The 16,768-nt window shown below is 27.1% G+C and carries 16 protein-coding genes and 1 pseudogene; 15 read left to right on the forward strand and 2 right to left on the reverse strand.

What is annotated here, in order from left to right:
* Positions 1-9: 9 nt before the first annotated feature.
* The 15 genes and pseudogenes from AB8B22_RS00235 to AB8B22_RS00305 all read left to right on the forward strand — a co-directional run bounded on the left by AB8B22_RS00235 (position 10) and on the right by AB8B22_RS00305 (position 14,124).
* Positions 10-918, forward strand: coding sequence for a glycosyl transferase family 2 (locus AB8B22_RS00235; protein ID WP_369711124.1), 909 nt, complete (start codon positions 10-12; stop codon positions 916-918).
* A gap of 11 nt (positions 919-929) precedes the next feature.
* Positions 930-1,361, forward strand: a complete 432-nt coding sequence (locus AB8B22_RS00240) for a GtrA family protein (RefSeq protein WP_369711125.1) — start codon at positions 930-932, stop codon at positions 1,359-1,361.
* A gap of 249 nt (positions 1,362-1,610) precedes the next feature.
* Positions 1,611-2,765: an acyltransferase family protein gene (locus AB8B22_RS00245; protein ID WP_369711126.1), complete on the forward strand. Its 1,155-nt coding sequence runs from the start codon at positions 1,611-1,613 to the stop codon at positions 2,763-2,765.
* A gap of 279 nt (positions 2,766-3,044) precedes the next feature.
* Entirely contained in the window at positions 3,045-3,620 is a 576-nt protein-coding gene (locus AB8B22_RS00250) for a hypothetical protein (RefSeq protein WP_369711127.1), read from the forward strand.
* A gap of 553 nt (positions 3,621-4,173) precedes the next feature.
* Entirely contained in the window at positions 4,174-5,277 is a 1,104-nt protein-coding gene (tnpB, locus tag AB8B22_RS00255; RefSeq protein WP_369711128.1) for an IS200/IS605 family element RNA-guided endonuclease TnpB, read from the forward strand.
* 120 nt (positions 5,278-5,397) lie between these two features.
* A pseudogene (locus AB8B22_RS00260) lies at positions 5,398-5,697 on the forward strand (glycosyltransferase); the annotation flags it as partial.
* A gap of 12 nt (positions 5,698-5,709) precedes the next feature.
* Positions 5,710-6,291 carry a DapH/DapD/GlmU-related protein gene (locus AB8B22_RS00265; RefSeq protein ID WP_369711130.1) on the forward strand — a complete coding sequence of 194 codons (582 nt, stop codon included), beginning with the start codon at positions 5,710-5,712 and terminating at the stop codon, positions 6,289-6,291.
* A gap of 23 nt (positions 6,292-6,314) precedes the next feature.
* A complete protein-coding gene (locus tag AB8B22_RS00270) occupies positions 6,315-7,361 on the forward strand; it encodes a glycosyltransferase family 4 protein (protein WP_369711131.1) in 1,047 nt (348 codons plus the stop codon).
* An 18-nt stretch (positions 7,362-7,379) separates the two neighbouring features.
* Positions 7,380-8,501 (forward strand): ATP-binding protein, encoded by a 1,122-nt coding sequence (locus AB8B22_RS00275; protein ID WP_369711132.1) that lies wholly within the window; start codon positions 7,380-7,382, stop codon positions 8,499-8,501.
* Positions 8,494-9,264: a hypothetical protein gene (locus AB8B22_RS00280; RefSeq protein ID WP_369711133.1), complete on the forward strand. Its 771-nt coding sequence runs from the start codon at positions 8,494-8,496 to the stop codon at positions 9,262-9,264. Before AB8B22_RS00275 ends, AB8B22_RS00280 begins: the two co-directional genes overlap by 8 nt.
* An 8-nt stretch (positions 9,265-9,272) precedes the next feature.
* A complete protein-coding gene (locus tag AB8B22_RS00285; RefSeq protein ID WP_369711134.1) occupies positions 9,273-10,388 on the forward strand; it encodes a glycosyltransferase family 4 protein in 1,116 nt (371 codons plus the stop codon).
* A 15-nt stretch (positions 10,389-10,403) separates the two neighbouring features.
* A complete protein-coding gene (gene rfbD / locus AB8B22_RS00290) occupies positions 10,404-11,261 on the forward strand; it encodes a dTDP-4-dehydrorhamnose reductase (RefSeq protein WP_369711135.1) in 858 nt (285 codons plus the stop codon).
* Positions 11,262-11,416: 155 nt separating this feature from the next.
* Positions 11,417-12,511: a glycoside hydrolase family 16 protein gene (locus AB8B22_RS00295; RefSeq protein WP_369711136.1), complete on the forward strand. Its 1,095-nt coding sequence runs from the start codon at positions 11,417-11,419 to the stop codon at positions 12,509-12,511.
* An 11-nt stretch (positions 12,512-12,522) separates the two neighbouring features.
* Entirely contained in the window at positions 12,523-13,494 is a 972-nt protein-coding gene (locus AB8B22_RS00300) for a ribose-phosphate diphosphokinase (protein ID WP_314081725.1), read from the forward strand.
* Between the two features lie 18 nt (positions 13,495-13,512).
* Positions 13,513-14,124 (forward strand): class I SAM-dependent methyltransferase, encoded by a 612-nt coding sequence (locus tag AB8B22_RS00305; RefSeq protein WP_369711137.1) that lies wholly within the window; start codon positions 13,513-13,515, stop codon positions 14,122-14,124.
* A gap of 45 nt (positions 14,125-14,169) precedes the next feature.
* On the opposite strand, the gene nadN is transcribed toward AB8B22_RS00305, so the two are convergent.
* Both nadN and AB8B22_RS00315 read right to left on the reverse strand, forming a co-directional pair.
* Complete coding sequence (gene nadN, locus AB8B22_RS00310; protein ID WP_369711138.1) at positions 14,170-15,960, reverse strand: NAD nucleotidase; 1,791 nt, start codon at positions 15,958-15,960, stop codon at positions 14,170-14,172.
* A 93-nt stretch (positions 15,961-16,053) separates the two neighbouring features.
* Positions 16,054-16,707 carry a metalloregulator ArsR/SmtB family transcription factor gene (locus tag AB8B22_RS00315; protein ID WP_369711139.1) on the reverse strand — a complete coding sequence of 218 codons (654 nt, stop codon included), beginning with the start codon at positions 16,705-16,707 and terminating at the stop codon, positions 16,054-16,056.
* Positions 16,708-16,768: the final 61 nt, after the last annotated feature.

The raw sequence follows: 16,768 nt of genomic DNA on the forward strand, positions 1-16,768 counted from the left end.
GAGGAAAAGATGATAAAAAATTTAGAACAAAATTATATATCAGTTGTTTTAGTTATAAATGATGATAATAATCAAGTAGAAAAAAAAATAAAAGAGATTAAAGAAGTTTTGGACAGTAATTTTAAAAACAATGAAATTGTAGTAGTAGATAATACTACTAAAATAAATCCTTTAGAGTCATTAAAATTTTTAAACTTTAAACATACAGAAATAAAATTACCAATAAAACATAGAACACAACAGGCTTTAAATGCGGGAACGGCAATAGCGATAGGTGATTATATTGTTGAAATAGAAGATATTTCATTTGATATAGATTATAATAAAATAATAGAAATATACAAAAAAAGTCAAGAAGGATATGATTTTGTATTTTTAACACCAAAAAAATCAAGAAAATCTTCAAAAATATTTTACAAAATTTTAAATAAATATTTTAAAAATTCTTTTAACGAAGATATTAGTTCATCTGTTATGACTTTGTCATCAAGAAGAGGTCAAAATAAAGTAGCTGAAGTAGGAAAAAGAGTTATTAATAGGAATGTTGCTTATGTAGTTTCAGGATTGAGAAGTTCTTCTATAGTGGTAGACATGAATTATAAAAATAATAGAGGATTTTCAGAAAATTTAATGTTGATGTTTGATACTTTAATTTACTATACAGATGCAATTATGCTGTTTACTCAAAGATTAGCTTTTGGATTTTTTGGATTATTTGGATTAGGAGTTGTTTATAGTTTAATTACGAGAATTGTAAAGGAAACAGTAGAAGGATGGGCCTCGTTATTTATAGTGTTGAGTCTAGGATTTTTTGGAATATTTTTTATTTTAAGTATTGTAATAAGATATCTACATCATATTTTGCAAAATTCGTTAAATTCAAAAGATTATATTTATAGATCTGTAGATAAAAAATAAGTTGGTGAAATATGGATTTAATAAAAAAATTAGCAAACAAAGAAACATTTTTATATCTCGTTTTTGGAGTATTAGCGACAGTTTTAAATATAGTGTTATTTCATTTATTTGTAAATATATGGAAATTACCAACAGGAGCAGGTAATATATTAGACACTATTATTTGTATATTATTCCAATATTTTACTAATAGAATATGGGTTTTTGAAAGTAAAAGCAAGGGAAAACAAGCAATAAAAGAATTTATTCAATTTATTCTGGCAAGAGGAATAACAGCTATTATAGATCAAATTTTTGTTGTAGTTGGAGTAGACTTTTTTGTAGCAAAATATATTTCTCATTCACACCAAGAGATGTTTAGTGTTGGAATAAAAATTATCTCTAATATTATTGTGATTGTATTAAATTATATCTTTTCTAAATTATTTGTATTTAAAAAATAGGGTTATATAACATGGAATTAAAGTTAAAGTTTATATAATTAAAAAACAATAGATAAAAGAAGAAGGAATTTTAAAGAATGAAATTTTATTAAATATTGTAGTTATTATATTAAATATACTTTTTTAAAATTTTGTTATCTAGGAATAAATGAAGAAATAGTGATTCAAAATTTTAGTAATATTAGAAGAAATATCATAGAAAGGAGTGTATGGTATTTTATATAAATATATATTATCATACAAGAATAAATGAATCAAAGTAATCTAAATTTTTTAAATTTATTAAAAATAATCAGTGCGTGTATAATTGCATTTTTTTTACATTGGAATTATCACTTTATTCAATTTTTAGGAATAAATATAAAAAGTTCTATTTTATCATCAAGAATATTTTTATTCTTATTACGTGGACCAATAGGATATATGTCGGTGGAATTATTTTTTATAATATCAGGATTTTTATTTGCTTATGTATACATTCCTAGAATTATAAAAAAGGAATATACTTTTGATGATTTTATTTTTAAAAAATTTATTAGAATTATGCCATTAGTAGTGTTAACCTCTTTTATTTGTTATATTTTAGCATTTATTACAAGAATTAATGATATAAAATGTTGGTCAACATTTTGTGGAAATAATATAAATATAATATCTTTGGTATATGATTTTTTATTTTCAGGAAGTCATGTTATTAATAATAATTTATCATTAAATGGTCCAATTTGGTATATAAACGTCTTATTAGTCTGTTATGTTTTAGCCTATGGAATTAGTTATATTTATATTCATTTTTCTAATAAAATTATTTTTATTTTTCCTATTGTACTAGGAATTATAATTTTTGAAACAGGTTGGCAATTTCCTTTTCTGACTTTAAGTACTGCAAGAGGATATATAGCATTTTTTGAGGGAATCATATTGTATTTTTTGATCAATAAAATGGATGAATTAAAAAAACAAGTAAAGATATTTTTAATTTGTATATCCTTAGTTATAATTATTATATCATTTGGATATATTTTCTTTCATTTTGAAAATTATTCTAATTTTATAAGTAATACAAATGTATTCGTAAGCAATTTATACATATTTTTTGATTTTATTATTTATCCTCCTTTGTTATACATACTTTATAATTTTGAATGGGTTAATAATTTTTGTAATACAAGATTTATAAAATATTTAGGGAAAATTTCTTATGGAATTTATTTATGGAATTTTCCAATACTTGGAGGAACATATTTATTAATAAGATTTTTAAAATTAGAAGATGAATATACTGTAAAATATTGGTTTTTAATATGGATAATTATGGCGGTATTACATTTTATTTTATCAGTATTATCTTATAATTTTTTGGAAAAAAGATTTTATTACAGAAAAAAGTCTACTAGAAAATGATTGTATAAATTTATTAAAAATTAAAAATGAGGGGAATATGAATAAAAAAACAATAATAATATCCGCTATCAATTTCAGCGAAGGCGGTCCTTTAACAATTTACAAGGAATGTCTTAGATGCGTGGAAGAATATCTTTTAAAGGATTATGAAATAATAGCTCTTGTGCATAATAAAGAACTTTTTCTGAATTTGATTCTAGGATAAGATTTATTGAATTCAAGGATTCTAAAAAAAGTTATCTTAAAAGAATATACTATGAGTACATTTATTTTAAAAAGTTGTCAAAAAAATTTAAGCCATATCTATGGTTTTCTTTACACGATATGACACCAAATATAACAGCAGATAAAAGAGTGGTATATTGTCATAATCCAATGATGTTTTATAATATGACAAAAGAAGAGAGAAAAAAATCATTTAAATTATTTCTTTTTTCAAAATTTTATAAGTATATCTATAAAATAAATATAAAAAAAAATAATTATGTTATTGTACAACAGGATTGGATACGAGAGAAATTTAAAAAAGCTTTTAAAATAAAAAATGTTATTGTGGCACATCCAGAAGTTAATTTAGGTAATTTGAAAATAAATAAAAATATAAAGATTGAGAAAAATAGTTTTCTTTATCCCAGTTTTCCACGAGTTTTTAAAAATTTTGAAGTGATTTGTGAAGCCACTAAAATATTGGAAAATAAAGGAATCAAAAATTTTAAGGTTTATTTGACGATAGACGGGAGTGAAAATCTTTATTCAAAAGAGATTGCCAAGAAATATAACCAATTGGGATGTGTTAAGTTTATAGGGCTACAGCCAAGAGTAAATTTGATTAAAAATATGGTTGTACACTTGTGACGTAAGAAGTGAGTTAGACCATTAAGTATAGTCAGCATATATAGAAATATGTATGTAGAGATAGCGACTTAAAAAAGCTATCCAATACTACTCGAATTGCTGGGAACCCCTAAAGCTAGTATAACTACAACATAGCAACTCCACCTTAACAAATTAAGGAGAGAGGCAAGTGTGAACGTTGTGAAAGCAGAAAAAATATACTAGATGACATAAGGTTAAACCCTAAGTGTTAAGATAATGGGCAATCAGCAGCCAAGACCGGAAGGTAAGGTTCAACGACTATTCCTCCTGAGGGAAGTACACGAAAAGCTTCGTGGAAGTGGGTAGACCCAAACAGGTAGAGCTGTGGGATAAGATATAGTCTGTGCTTAATAGAAATATTAAGAAGTTCATAAGAGAACTGCATAAGTGGTAGCGTACTTATGTGAACGACAATCTCTAAAACGACTAAGTCGGTTTTTAGGTTCATATATTTAGAAAAATTTTACTTTTTCATTTACTTACAGTATAAAAAATAGTATACTTAGGTATAAGTAAATGGAGGTGAAATCAAATGGAAAAAGCATACAAGTTCAGATTTTATCCAACTAAAACTCAAATAGAAAAGTTAAATTGTACTTTTGGTTGTGTAAGATACATCTATAATCATTTTTTAGGTTTAAAACAGGAATTGTATAACAAAGAGAAAAAATCTATGTCATATAGTGAGTGTAGTAAAGCGCTAACAGTTTTAAAAGAAGAAAATAAATGGTTAAAAGATGTGGACAAATTTTCTTTACAAAATTCTTTAAAAGATTTAGATGTAGCCTATAAGAACTTTTTTAGTGGAAAGGGTTATCCAAAGTTTAAATCTAAGAAAGATAATAGAAAATCATACAGAACTAGTTATACTAATAATAATATAGAGTTTTTAGGTAAATGGATAAAAGTACCTAAGTTAGGAAAACTAAAAATAAGAGATAAGATGAAGCCACAAGGAAGAATAATAAATGCAACAATAACACAAGCACCTAGTGGAAAATATTATGTGTCTCTATGTTGTAAAGATGTAGAAGTAAAAAAACTAGAGAGCACAAATAAGAATGTTGGAATAGATTTAGGTATAAAGGACTTTGCGATTACCAGTGATGAAACCTTAATAGAAAATCCAAAATATTTACAGAAATCTTTGAATAAACTAGCAATATTACAAAGAGAACTGTCACGAAAACCAAAGGGCAGTTCAAATAGAAATAAGGTTAGGATAAAAGTGGCAAAATGCTATGAAAAAGTAACAAATCAAAGAAAAGACTTTTTGCAGAAATTATCGACAGAGCTAATAAGAAAATATGATATTATTTGTATGGAAGATTTACAAGTAAAAAATATGGTAAGAAACCATAAATTAGCAAGAAATATACTAGATGTATCATGGAGTGAATTTAGTAGAATACTGGAATATAAAGCGAAGTGGTATGGAAGAACAATAGTAAGAGTAGATAAGTTTTTTGCAAGTAGTCAAATATGTAACTGTTGTGGATATAAGAACGAAAAAGTAAAGAATTTAAGCGTAAGAGAATGGACTTGTACATTCTGTGGAGCTGTACATAATAGGGATATAAATGCAGCAAAAAACATATTAAAAGAAGGACTAAGGATATTAGAAATAAGTGCTTAAATAAGAATATATGAACCGTAGGAACTATGGGGATAGCTTGGTAAATTTAGTTGGCTAAAAAAAGCAACTACTACCCAAGAACCCTGCGACGCAAGAAGTGGGAGGTTCAGGAGATATTATAATAAAGTGGAAACGGTAGTATTTCCTTCTAAAATTGAGACTTGGGGATTGCCAATTACAGAAGCAAAGGAATTAAGAAAAAAAATAATTTTAGCTAATTTACCTTATGCGCATGAAACTTTAGGAGATTATGAAAATGTGTTTTTCTTTGATCCGAATTCATCTAGAGAGTTGGCAGAGAAAATGGAGTTAGTCATTAAAGGAGAAAATATTAAATTTGATGGAAATAGTGAGAAAAATATTGAAGAGCCTTATTGTAATAACTGGAAAGAACTTTTTGAGATAATATTAAAAAAATAATACGGAGATGATATGGAAAAGTCATTTTATGAGATTTGGAAACTTGGAATGAATGTTATTAAAACGAAAATATTTTTTCCAAAGGCTAGATTGATACGGTTTCCTTTTGATATAAGGGGGAAAAAGTATATAAAATACGGGAAAAATTTTACGACTGGGACAGGATGCAGAATAGAAGCATATAAATTTGATGGAAAAGTACCTAATTTAGAAATAGGAGATAATGTTCAGATAAATGATTATGTACATTTTTCGTGTGCAGAATCTTTAATAATAGGAGATAATGTACTTATTGCGAGTAAAGTTTATATAACTGATTTGAATCATGGAAACTATTCTGGCAAAGATCAGTCTAATCCACAAGAAATAGTGAAGGGAAGAAAGATTTATACTAAGCCAGTGAAAATAGAAAATAATGTCTGGATTGGAGAAAATGTATCAATTTTATCTGGGGTAGAAATAGGAGAAAATGCTATTTTAGGTGCAAATTCTGTTGTAACAAAAAATGTTCCTAAAAATAGTATTGTTGCTGGAAATCCTGCAAAAGTAATAAAAGTTTACAATAAAAATACTGGAGAATGGGAAAAAGTATAAAATAGTTTTGAAAGGTTTAAAGTATGAAAAAAGAAAAATGTGTAATATATTTTGGGTTTAATAATCCTTTGAAATTTAAAAGAGGTGTTGAAAATGAAATTTTATTTCAAGCTCAGTCTCTAAAAGAAAATGTAGAAAAATACTATATTTTTTTTGATGATGAAAGTATTAAATTTGATTGGCATGGAATAAATTGTATTGGAATTAAAAAAAATAAATTTAGATTTTTTTATTTAAACGCATTAATTAGGAAAAAATTTAATAATAAAAAATATATTATACATTCTCATAATTATCTTATGAGCTTTTTCTTATTTAGAAAAACGGATATTTTTACGGTAAATGACGGACTTTATTATCAGGCGAATGAATTAAATCATAAATTAAAAAATTTATTTAGAATTATTGAAAAAAAAGTGTATAAAAAATCCAAATTAATTCATTTTATTTCTAAATTTTCAAAGGAAAAATCTTTATATTACGGGAGTAATTATAAAATAATTTATATAACTACCCCTTTTGAAAAAGTGAAAAAAGTTGATGAAAAAATGAATTGGGAAGATGATAAACTTAAAATTTTTACTGTTCGTAGCATTGAAGAGAGAGCGAATATCGAGTTATTAATAGAATTGGCAAAAAGGAATCCAAATTATGATATTAAAGTAGCTGGAAAAGGACCTTTGTTAAAAAAATATAGAGAAGAAATAAAGCAAAAGCATTTAAAAAACATTGAATTGTTAGGTTATGTTTCAGATGAAAAAGTTAGGAACTTTTATGAAACAGCTAATTTAATAACAGTTTTGGCAAAATATGGAGAAGGATTTGGGTTGCCGATAATTGAAGGTTATCTTTATGATAAGCCAGTTTTTGCTTCGGATATTTGTGCTATACCAGAAATTATAATAAATAAAAATTTTTTAGTGAAAAATAATGTTGAAGATTTAGAAAATAAAATAAAAAAGTATTATGGGGAAATTCCAACTTATAATTTTAAAAAATACTATGAAGAAAACTTTTCTTATGATAAAATATTAGAAAAATATAAAAAGCTATATGATAAATTTTTTTAGGAAAGGGGAAATAATAAAATGCTAAAAAAATTGGAAGTTCAAAATTTTAAAAATTTTGAACATGTAGTATTGGATTTTGGAAATGTTGGAGAATATAATTTCAATGAAGAAATAATAAAAAATGGAATTATTTCACGGTCATTAGTGTTAGGTCAGAATGCTAGTGGAAAATCTAATATTGGATTAGCAATTTTTGATATAGTGATTCATTTAACAGATAAAAATAAAAAATTGAAAGATTATAATAACTATCTGAATTACAATTTGAAAAATTTAAAAAGTGCAGAGTTTTGTTATACTTTTAAATTTAATGATGATGAGGTTAAGTATGAGTATAAAAAAATTGAAAGTGAAGTTGTAATCGAAGAAAAGTTATTTATAAATAACGAGTTATGTTTAGAGTATAATAAAGAGAAAAATATTATTCAGTTAAAAATAGAAAGGTATGTCAATAATTTTGAGAACTTCAATACCGAATTTTCTGTAGAAGATTTTGAAAATATTTCGTTATTAAAGTATGTAAAAGGAAATACTTTACTTATAAAAAATGGAATTTTGGAAAAGTTTTTTAATTTTGTGGATAATATGCTATGGATTCGTTCTTTACAAGAAGGAAATTCATATATGGGTTACAGAAATGGTAGCCAAAATATAATGAAAAGCATAATAGAAGCGGATAAAGTAAAGGATTTTGAAAAATTTTTAAAAAAATTTGAAATAAATCAAAAGTTAGTTCAAAATGATGAAGAAATTTTTGTTGAATTTGAAAATGGAAAAAAAGTGAGATTTTATGAGATTGCATCAAGTGGAACTAAAATTTTAGCATTATTATTTCTTTGGATGGAGGTTACAATAAAAAATGTTAGTTTTTTATTTATAGATGAATTTGATGCGTATTTTCATTATAAACTATCAAGAGCAATATTAGAAAATTTATTGAAAAGTGATAAAATTAAACAACTGGGACTTTCATCGCATTCAACAGCCTTAATAGATAATGAAATTTTAAGACCAGACTGTTATTTTATTTTAAATAATAAAGGAAATGTAAAACAATTATCAGAAATTAGTAATCAAAAATTGGAAGAATACCATAATATTGAAAAAATGTATCGTGCAGAGGTATTTGATTATGAATAATTCAAAAATATTGATATTGACTGAAGGAAAATCGCCTGATAAGTCAGTTATTCAAAATATAAATGAAAAGTTTGATATTGGTGGAGAAATTATTTGGACAAAAGTTGGAACTGTTTATGCATTTTATAAATTGCTGAAAAAAGAATATGAAAAAACTCCATATATTGAGATGGCTAGTTATATAAAAACAAGATATAAGAGTAAAATAAGTGAAGATTTTTTAAGTTCTCAAATATCAAGAATATATTTATTTTTTGACTATGATATTCATTCGGAATTAGATAGTGAGTATGATGATCTTGAAAAAATAAGTGAAAAAATAAAAGAAATTGAAGAAATAAGTAAATTCTTTGCAAATGAAACTGAAGAAGGGAAATTGTATTTGAGTTTTCCAATGATTGAAGCATATAGTAAACCGGTAGGAGTAAATTTTAAATACAGAAAAGAAAATTTTGAAGAATTATTGAAAAATTTTTCTAATTTTAAATCAAAAATAAAAAAAGAAACTAGAAACAGAGGAAATGCTTATATTAATTCAAAGTATTTAGAAATTATAAAATTTTATATTGAAAATTCAAAAAAATTACTAGATTTAAAAATTGAAGAAATAGAACGCATTAAAGTTTTGGAATTTGAAAATAATTTATTAAAGAATAATAGAAAAATTAATGTATTTTCAGGAATTCCTATTTTTTTAAAAGAATATTTTGGAATGAAAAAATTGAATAAAATCTTAATTGAAAAGAGTAAAAAAGAAAGTTGAGATAAAAAATGAAAAAAATATCATTAGAGTTACAATGGGCAATTGGAAAAAAGACAGGAGTAGGTTGGTATATTTATAATATTGTAAGAGAATTAAACAAATCAAGAAAAAATGAATATGTAGCAGAATTTGTCAATTTTTTGAATAAATATGATGCAAGAAAAGAAATTAACTGTGATATAGAAATTAAAGAAAATAAATTGATGCCATATAAAATATATAATTTTTTGACTAAAAAATTAAATATTAGTCATAATTTAATTTTTGGAACGAAATCAGATATTTATCATTTTTTTAATTTTACAATTCCAAAAAATATAAAAGGAAAAGTGATAAATACAATTTATGATACTGTCTTTATTTCTGCACCTGAAACAATGGGAGATAGAAAAACACTTAAAGAGTATAAATATGGAGCTCAAAAGTCAGATTTGATAATTACAATTTCCGAAAGTGCTAGAAAGGATATTGTTGATCATTTGAAAGTACCAAAAGAGAAAATTAAAATAATTTATCCAGGGATTGATTTTGAAAAATATTCTCGAGAGACTGAAGAAAATAAATTACGAAAAATTAGAGGAAAATATAAGTTACCTAAAAAGTATATTTTGTATTTAGGAACGATTGAGCCTAGAAAAAATATTGTTAGAATAATAAACTCTTTTTTAGAGTATAGAAATTTAACAAAATCGGATATAAAATTAGTCATTGCTGGTGGAAAAGGTTGGAAATATGAAAAAATTATGAAATCAGTAGATCAAAATAAACAAAATATTATTTTGACAGGATATATTGAAGAAGAAGATAAAATACCATTATATAAAATGGCTGAAATTTTTGTATTTCCTTCACTTTATGAAGGTTTTGGAATGCCTGTATTGGAGGCTATGGCCTGCGGTGTACCAGTGGTTACTTCAAATGTGTCTTCACTTCCAGAAGTAGCTGGAAAAGCAGCAATATTAGTAAATCCATTAAAAGAAGAGGAAATGACAGACGCATACAATAAAATTTTATCAAATGAAGAATTCCGGAAAAAAATGATAGAAGAAGGGATAGAACAGTCTAAAAAATTTCAGTGGAAGGAATCCGCAAGAAAACTGGAAAAAATTTATGAAGAATTATAAATCGAGAGGTTAATAATGAAAATACTACTAACAGGCTCAAACGGCCAACTGGGACACGATTTCAAAAAATTATTTGATAGAAAAAATATTGAATACATCGCAACTGATTCTAAAGAATTGGACATCACAAATGATGAGAAATTAAAGATATTTTTTCAAGAAAATGGAGAAGTTACTCATGTAATAAATTGTGCGGCGTATAATGATGTGGATAAGGCAGAAAATAATGAGAAAGTTTGGCTATTAAATGCTAAAGCTCCTAAAAAGTTAGCTGAAATTTCTAAAGAAATAGGAGCAATCTTTGTAACTTATTCGACGGATTTTGTGTTTGATGGAAACAAAAGTTCTCCGTATTTGGAAGAAGAAGAAACGAATGGATTATCAGAGTATGGAAAATCAAAGGCTAAAGGTGAAAAAGAAGTTTTTAAAATATATGATAAATCTTTTGTAATACGAACTTCATGGGTATTTGGAATAGCAAATAACAATTTTAATAAGCAAGTTATAAATTGGAGTAAATCAAGAAATGAATTGAATATTGTGGATGATCAAGTGTCAGCTCCTACGTATTCGGTGGATTTGGCTAAGTTCTCCTGGAAACTAATTCAAACTGAAAAATTTGGTTTATATCACATTACAAATGATGGAATCACAAGTAAATACGATCAAGCAAAGTATGTTTTGAAAAAAATTGGTTGGAATGGAACGTTAGTGAGAGCTAAGACGGCTGATTTCAATCTTCCTGCAAAACGACCGGCTTATTCAAAATTGGATTCTAGTAAAGTAGAAAAATTGTTAGATGAAAAAATCCCAAGTTGGCAGTCGGGGATTGACAGATTTTTGGAAGAGATGAAAGAAAATGGGGAGTTGTAAAAATTTATATTAAGCTGAGTTTTTCAGCTTTTTTTATTGAAATTTTTTAAAGAGTAAAACTAGAATTTTTATTTTATCGAAATTTAAAAAAACTATTCAAAAATTCAAAAAAATAGTTTATAATTAAATAAATAATTTAGAACGGAGAAAAATAAATGAAAAAAGCAAATATGTTAATTTTGTTAGGATTTTTAAGTTTAAGTGTCATTGGAAGTGCAAAGCCCCAGCAGACTTTTGAAGAAAAAAATTATTTGATTGAAATGACACAAGAAAAATCAGAGTTGACTAGTGAAAATAATTCTAGCAGTACCGAAGAAAATAGAAAAGAAGAGCAAAATCTTTTGGGAAAAAGAAGAAAAAAAGAGAATGAAAATACATCATCAAACGAAAAATCTGGAAAAAAATCACTTTGGAGCAAAATAGTGAATAGAAAAAAAAGTGATAAAAATGAAAATTGGAAACTAGTTTGGAATGATGAATTCGACTCAAATAGCTTGGACACATCTAAATGGAGTTACTGGGGAGATAACAACATTCCTTGGAATGCAGGAAATTATTTGGATGAAAACGGTAATTTGGTGGATCAGTCTGGATTTAAAGTTAAACATTATTATTTGAAGGACAATGTTAAAGTGCAAGATGGAAATTTAATCATTGAAGTGAAAAAAGAAAATAATAAAACTGTGAATATTGATGGAAAACAGAGAAAAATATTATATAGTTCTGGAGCGGTTCACACTAAAGGTAAATTTTCCGTACAAGAGGGAAAAATCGAAATGAGAGCAGCAATGCCTAAAGGTGTGGGGACTTTATGCTTTTTGGATGTGTATGAATGGTATAGTCAAGGAACAAATAAATTGGCAGATGGAGAAATTGATATTTTTGAGATTTATGGTTCTGATTTGTCGAGGGTAACTGGAACAGCGCATGTTTTAAAGACAACAGAAAATAGATACGAAATGTTTGATAAAAATGATGAAAAAATTAAAAAAAATGAAGATTTGACGCAATTTAACACTTATGCTGTCGAATGGGATTCTAAAGAGATAAAGTGGCTATTTAATGGAAGAGTTTATAAAAAGAGAACTATGAAGGAAATGGAGAAAAAAGCAGGAAGAAATCCTTATAATCAGCCATATTTTATTATGATAAATGTAGCGCTTGAAAATCAGACTGGAAGCGATGGAGATGTGGATTTTCCGACAGAGATGAAAGTTGATTATGTGAGAGTCTATAAAAAAGATAAATAAAAGGAGTTTTGATGATGGAAGCTAAAAAATTTAAGGAAAATGATGTAAAAATATTTGCTGGTTCTTCGGCAAAAAAATTGGCGCAAAAAATAGCGGATTATGTGGGACTGCCGCTTTCAAAAAATAAGATTCAAAAATTTTCAGATGGGGAAATATTTACAAAATCGCTTGAGAGTGTGAGAGGGAGTAAAGTTTTTGTTGTGCAGTCGACTGCAGGGAAAGTGAATGAAAATTTGATGGAACTTTTGATTTTTATAGATGTGCTAAAAAGGGCATCTGCTAAAGAAATTATAGCGATTATTCCGTATTTTGGATATGCGAGACAAGATAGGACGATAAATCCACATGATCCAATCACTGCAAAATTAATTTCAAATTTGTTGGTTGCCGCTGGAGCAACAAGAATTGTGACGATGGAACTACATACAAGACAAGTACAGGGATTTTTTGACATTCCAGTGGATCATATGGAACCGCTTCCGATTTTGGCAAAATATTTTGAAAAAAAAGGATTTTCTCAAAGTGAAGATGTCGTTGTTGTGGCACCTGACATAGGTTCACTAAAAAGGGCAAGAGGTTTTGCCAAATGGCTTGAAGTGCCACTTGCGATTGTGGAAAAGAGAAAAAATGGAGATGGAGAATTTGAAGTTGAAAATTTAATTGGAGATGTATATGGTAAAAAGGTCATTTTGATTGACGATATGATTAATACAGGAAAAACAGTTTGTAATGCAGCAGATGCGTTAATTAAAAACGGTGCAACAGAAGTGTATTGCTGTGCGACTCATGCGGTATTTTCAGATTATGCGGTAAAAAGACTAAAGGAATCTGTAATTAAAGAAGTTGTCGTAACAGACACAATTGAGTTAAGAGAAGATGAATATTTTGAAAAACTTACTGTTTTATCAACTGCTAAGATTTTTGGAGAAGCGGTAAAAAGAATAGTTATTTACAAAGAGATGAGTAATTTATTTGTGAAATAAGGAGGAAAAATAGACAAAATGAGCCATTATTTTTCTGAAGTGCAAGATGTGAAATCAGTAAAAAAAATAATAAATTATGAAATTAAAAATGAAAAGTTTGAGTTTTTGACTGACAATGGAGTTTTTTCAAAGACAAAAGTTGATTTTGGGACTGATGTGATGTTGCGGACTTTTTTGAATGAAAATAAAAAATTGGGAAATATTCAAATTTTGGATATTGGTTGCGGATATGGCGTTGTTTCCGTTGTTGTAAAAAGATTTTTTGAAAAAGCAAAAATTTTATCGACGGATGTCAATGAGAGAGCGCTGGAATTGACAAAAAAAAATATACAAAAAAATAATAGGACAGATGATTTTGAAGTTAGAAAATCTTTTGTGTTTGACAATATTTCTGAAAATTTCGATGTGATTCTGTCCAATCCCCCGATTAGAGCAGGAAAGCAAGTGATTTTTGAAATTTATGAAAAAAGTTTTTTTCATTTGAACAAAAATGGGAAATTTTACTGCGTGATTCAAACTAAACACGGAGCTAAAAGTACGAAAAAAAAATTGGAAGAACTTTTTGGAAATTGTACCACGCTTGTGATTGAAGCTGGATATAGAATTTTTAGATGTGTTAAAAATAGTTAAATAATTAGTTGAAAAAAGGAGTACAATTTTGTACTCCTAATTTTTTTAGTATTTAAAAATTACATTTGAGCTTTTTGGTCTTGAAATTTCTTTTTTAGCTTTTACATAGTCAATAAAAATAGGGACGTCGCTTAAATATGTATTTGTTCCACCACGAGTTTTTATGATTTCACCAAGAGTTTTGTAACCGTCTTTTCCACTTGCAATGTATGAATTTGTTCCCATTACATAAGTTTTATTTGCGTCAATTGGAACCCATTCATTTGATTTTCTGTCAAGTACTTCGATTTTTTTGACTCTTGTTCCAAGTTTTCCCGCTTTTGTAGCTTCATATCTGATTCCTGCACCATAAGGGAATGATCCAGTTGAACCACCTGTAAGTGAATAATCTATCGCATCTTCAAGCACCTGTTTTACTTCTGAACCTTTGATTTCAAGCGTATAAATTGTATTTGTGGCAAAAGGAAGCAAAGTATACGCAAGGTCATAGTTAAATTCTCCTGGTTCCAGAGTAATTCTTATATTTCCGGCATTTCCAATGACAAAGTCGATATTTCTAGTTCCAATAGTTTTTAATTTATCTAAAACTGATTCCATGACAAGAGTTGTTGCAAGAGAACCTTCTGGATTTTTTGCGTCTGGAATACGGTTTTCAGAACCACCTGGAATTTTATCTAAAATTTTTCCAACTGATTTTTTACCCATTTCATTTTTTTCTTTTTTGTAACCTTCTAATAATTTTTCAGCTTGAGGTTCATTTTTTACGAATTTAATATTTTTATTTTCATTTACAAATTTAACAACTTTATCTTTTTCTGCTCCAGTCAATTGAACATTTTTATTGTCTTTATCTTTTACTTCGAAAAAGTTATCTCCGATTAAGAGTTGTGGATTTGCTACAACATTTGTAACAACTCCTTTTTGATTAAAGTCTAATTTTAATTGACCAAGTAAATAAGCATAACACCAAGCTTCTACTACATAAGTTGGTTCACCGTTAGCGTGGTCAATTTTTTTTGGATAATCAGGATCTGCCACTTTTAGTCCAAATTGTTCAAATTGAGAACCCAATAAATAGTGTGTGTCTCCTGATACGATTAAATCAATTCCTTCAACTTTTTTTGCAATTTCAAGATTTCTTTCGTATCCTGCATGGGAAAGAAGGATTATTTTGTTAATTCCTTTATTTTGAACTTCTTTTACATATTTTCTTGCTGTTTCCACTTCGTCGTAAAATTTTATGTCATCTCCAGGGCTTGAAGATTCTTTAGTTTTTTTCACAACTTCGATTCCAATAATTGCAACTTTTTCGCCATTTATATTTTTAATGATGTAAGGTTTCCATTTATTTTCTAAGATGCTTCCTTTATCAGGTACGACATTTGCTGAAACAACTGGAACTTTTAGAACATCTAAAAATCCTTTTAATCCTTTATTTCCATCATCAAATTCGTGATTTCCCAATGTGAATGCGTCAAATTTGATTTCGTTCATTATATTTGCGTCCGCTTTTCCTTCGAATAATGTGAAATAAAGAGTTCCTGTTTGTGCATCTCCTGCATGTAGAACAAGAGTATTTTTGTTTTCTTTTCTGAATTCATCAATCGCTTGAGCCATTCTGGCCATTCCGCCGATATTTACTGTAACAGTTTGGTCTCCTAATTTTAATGGCATTTTTTCTTCTTCCAGATGCGAGTGATGGTCGTTGATGTGGGCAACATTTAACTCAAAATTTGAGCTAGTGCTTTTTTTATTTTTAGTCGCTTTTGCTGTTGCGACGTTTTGTGCAGCTGCAAATATTGTGATTGTTAGCGCTAATAAAAACAATTTTTTCATAGAAAATTCCTCCAATATTTTTTTATATTTAAATTATAGTATAATTTTATAAAAAAATCACGAAAAATTTTGGGTTTTTATAAAAATTTTTTTTTATATTTTGGCTTTATTCCATTCATAGTAGCTTTGATTTAAGCTATATGCGCAAAAACCGTTGTTATTCAATATTTTTGCAGCAATATTGGCATAGGCGCAGTTTCTTCCACGGCAGTAGACGATTATTTTTTTATCTTTTGGCAAATCTTCCAAGTTTTCTTCTAAAATTTTCATTGGGATATTTATTGCATTTTCAATATGCTGTGAATTAAATTCATCTTCTGGTCGCAAGTCAATTATTACAACATTTTCTTCTTCAACCATTTTTTGCGCTTTTTCAACGGTTAAAATTTTTGTTTTGCAACATTTTTCGTAAAATTCGTCGTGAATTTTTTGTACATCGGAAAGCTGTGTTTCACCGACATTTATCAGAAGATAAACCAAATCGATAATTTTTTCATTGGCAATTTTATAGACGACAAAATTTTTCTTTTTTTCACAAGAAACCAAATTTCCATCTTTCAATATTTGCAAGTGGCGAGAAGTGTTTGCAATTGTCATCCCAGTTTCACGAGCAATTTTTTCCACAGTTTTTTTCCCTTGCGAGAGCAAATCCAAAATTTCAATCCGCTTGTCACTTGACAGACATTTCCCAATTTTTGACAGTCCGCTGTAAAGGCTGTTTTTGTATTTTTCACATAATTTATCCATAATCAACCTCTTTTTTATAAAATTTTTTATTAAATATATTTTTATTTTTAAATAAAATTGT

This window comes from Leptotrichia rugosa, assembly GCF_041200005.1.
Taxonomy (GTDB): Bacteria; Fusobacteriota; Fusobacteriia; order Fusobacteriales; family Leptotrichiaceae; genus Leptotrichia; species Leptotrichia rugosa.

What these genes read in the sequence shown, in the direction of transcription:
- AB8B22_RS00235 (WP_369711124.1), top strand. Translation starts at nt 10, where the DNA reads ATGATAAAAAATTTAGAACAAAATTATATATCAGTTGTTTTAGTTATA.
- AB8B22_RS00240 (WP_369711125.1), top strand. Translation starts at nt 930, where the DNA reads ATGGATTTAATAAAAAAATTAGCAAACAAAGAAACATTTTTATATCTC.
- AB8B22_RS00245 (WP_369711126.1), top strand. Translation starts at nt 1,611, where the DNA reads ATGAATCAAAGTAATCTAAATTTTTTAAATTTATTAAAAATAATCAGT.
- tnpB (WP_369711128.1), top strand. Translation starts at nt 4,174, where the DNA reads ATGGAAAAAGCATACAAGTTCAGATTTTATCCAACTAAAACTCAAATA.
- AB8B22_RS00265 (WP_369711130.1), top strand. Translation starts at nt 5,710, where the DNA reads ATGGAAAAGTCATTTTATGAGATTTGGAAACTTGGAATGAATGTTATT.
- AB8B22_RS00270 (WP_369711131.1), top strand. Translation starts at nt 6,315, where the DNA reads ATGAAAAAAGAAAAATGTGTAATATATTTTGGGTTTAATAATCCTTTG.
- AB8B22_RS00275 (WP_369711132.1), top strand. Translation starts at nt 7,380, where the DNA reads ATGCTAAAAAAATTGGAAGTTCAAAATTTTAAAAATTTTGAACATGTA.
- AB8B22_RS00280 (WP_369711133.1), top strand. Translation starts at nt 8,494, where the DNA reads ATGAATAATTCAAAAATATTGATATTGACTGAAGGAAAATCGCCTGAT.
- AB8B22_RS00285 (WP_369711134.1), top strand. Translation starts at nt 9,273, where the DNA reads ATGAAAAAAATATCATTAGAGTTACAATGGGCAATTGGAAAAAAGACA.
- rfbD (WP_369711135.1), top strand. Translation starts at nt 10,404, where the DNA reads ATGAAAATACTACTAACAGGCTCAAACGGCCAACTGGGACACGATTTC.
- AB8B22_RS00295 (WP_369711136.1), top strand. Translation starts at nt 11,417, where the DNA reads ATGAAAAAAGCAAATATGTTAATTTTGTTAGGATTTTTAAGTTTAAGT.
- AB8B22_RS00300 (WP_314081725.1), top strand. Translation starts at nt 12,523, where the DNA reads ATGATGGAAGCTAAAAAATTTAAGGAAAATGATGTAAAAATATTTGCT.
- AB8B22_RS00305 (WP_369711137.1), top strand. Translation starts at nt 13,513, where the DNA reads ATGAGCCATTATTTTTCTGAAGTGCAAGATGTGAAATCAGTAAAAAAA.
- nadN (WP_369711138.1), bottom strand. Translation starts at nt 15,960, where the DNA reads ATGAAAAAATTGTTTTTATTAGCGCTAACAATCACAATATTTGCAGCT.
- AB8B22_RS00315 (WP_369711139.1), bottom strand. Translation starts at nt 16,707, where the DNA reads ATGGATAAATTATGTGAAAAATACAAAAACAGCCTTTACAGCGGACTG.